The organism is Wolbachia endosymbiont of Drosophila bocki (assembly GCF_028982005.1).
Lineage (GTDB): Bacteria > Pseudomonadota > Alphaproteobacteria > Rickettsiales > Anaplasmataceae > Wolbachia > Wolbachia pipientis.
The window spans coordinates 1-2,069 of sequence record NZ_JAPQLG010000205.1 but is presented as its reverse complement, the minus strand read 5'-3'; the positions used below and the strand labels follow the sequence as shown (position 1 = coordinate 2,069).

The window sequence follows — 2,069 nt, the reverse complement described above, 5'->3', positions numbered from 1 at the left end:
TATCTGGGAGAACTTATACCTTATTATTCTATCTCTTTCATACCTTTATTTCCTTAACTTGACGCGTATGCTTTTTTGAACATTCCCTGTTAAGATGCCTAATCTACTTTCAGCTCCTCAGTATGTAAACTGCGTGGTAAAGACTCTAATTCCTTTGCAGCACTTAAACTTTTATTTTTTGCATGTATACCAAGCTTATTGAATTCTCGAGCAGCAGGAAACACCCTTGCTTCAAGAGAGCCAGCAGTTTTATTATAATGATCAACAGCACTTTTTAAGCTCCTGCGCAAATTATCAAAGTTTTCACCCATTGTGCAAATGCGCTCATATAAAATATGACCTAGTTCACTGATTTTCTTTGCGTTTTCAGCTATCATCTCTTGCTTCCATCCATACGCTATTGCTCTCAGCAACGCAATTAGAGTGATCGGTGTTGCAATGATCACTTTTTTTTCCACTCCAATCTCTATCAAAGCAGGCTCATATTCCAGTGCTGCGCTAAAAACCCCCTCCCCTGTTAAGAAAAGCACCACAAGTTCTGGCGTATTTTCAAATTGATTCCAATACTCTTTTTTACCCAAATCATTTATGTGTTTTTTTATTGCCAGGGAATGGTTCTTTAATTTCTCCTTTTGTATTTGCAAATCATTTTGTGATATAGCATCCATGTAAGAATCAAGCGGCACTTTAGCATCTATTATTATTTGCTTTCCAGATGGCATTTTGATTATTAAATCAGGACGCAATAAATTATTCTCGTTTTTATCAATCACTGACGGCTGAGTAAAAAAATCGCAATACTCAATCATTCCTGCCATTTCTACCACTCTTTTGAGTTGCATTTCACCCCATTTGCCCCTAATGTGAGGTTTCCTCAGGGCATTAGCAAGGTTGGAAGTTTGGTTCATCAGCGCTCCAATTTGCTCCTTTAAACCTTCATAGGCCCCTACCCTCTCCTTTTCTAGCTCACGTATTTCATTATCGAATTTTTCTAATTTTTCTTTTATTGGAGTTACAACTTCGTTGATCGTTGCTTGTCTTTTTTTGAAATTGCTTTCCGTTTCTTTTAATTTACTATCGATTACTTCCTTTGCTAAGTCCAGAAAATTATTGTTATTTGTTTGCAAAGCATCAAGAGAGAGCGCTTTAAAAGTGTTTGTTAATCTCTCCTCTGCTTTTGTTAGTAATTCTATTTCCTTTTTCTTTTCCTCACGTTCTTTTTGCAGAGTTACTTCAAGTTCTGCTCTTTTGACCCTTAAATCAACTATTTCTTCATTCTTCGTAAGCAAAGTTTGCTTTGTTTCTTGAAGTTCTTGCTCTAATTTACATAAATTACCCTCAAGGTTTGCTTTCTTTTCGCTCAGTTTTTTTACGATAATGTAGAAAAATAGTAATAGAGAGACAACCAGAGCTATAGAATTGAAAAGCATCAGAATAAAAAAGCTGTATTTACAATTCTATATGATTTTTGTGTGTATAAGAAAGAAAAAAGGAGCACCTAAAGAGGTGACCTTACCCAGAAAAAGTAGAGAGAAAGTTAAGACGTTTTTATCATGAGAATAAATTGTGCAGGAATGCAATAGTTAATAGTAGAATGTCTACGTTATTTGTTATAAAAGATTTCTATGTATTCAAATATGGCAGTTCTGGTTTGTTGAGCGAGAAGTATCAATAAGCAGCTCCCTTTTAAGTGAACTTTTCTGCAACAGAGTTATCGTAACAACAGCCCTTATGGCTCATGCTGGAAATGATGTTTTTTGTATTCAATAGAAATTGGTAATTTTGAGAGGTATACTGTGACCCTTGATCGCTATGTAACAGCAGATTTTTATCGGGTTTGCGTTTATCAACGGCCATCAATAAAGAATCTATAACTAATTATCATGTTACTCATTAACCACCATGCGTGAATATAGGTCAATTATTGCCGCCAACAACCTTCTTTAGTTTTTATGTAGGTAATCCCAAACTTTATTTGGCTGATCAGTAGTAAAATTTTGATCCAATGTGTTCGGAGCCACAACTCGGTTGCTTATTTGCTGTTTTTTATTTTTGAACCTTCGTCTAAG

General features: G+C 35.2%; 1 protein-coding gene and 1 pseudogene. Both read right to left on the bottom strand.

The features are described from left to right. Positions 1-98: 98 nt before the first annotated feature. A complete protein-coding gene (locus OZD61_RS05080; RefSeq protein WP_274980079.1) occupies positions 99-1,430 on the bottom strand; it encodes a DNA recombination protein RmuC in 1,332 nt (443 codons plus the stop codon). Positions 1,431-1,603: 173 nt separating this feature from the next. After that, positions 1,604-2,069 (bottom strand): annotated as a pseudogene (locus OZD61_RS05905) (DDE-type integrase/transposase/recombinase); the annotation flags it as partial.

Coding starts and splice junctions, on each gene's coding strand:
- OZD61_RS05080 (WP_274980079.1), bottom strand. CDS start 1,430: ATGCTTTTCAATTCTATAGCTCTGGTTGTCTCTCTATTACTATTTTTC.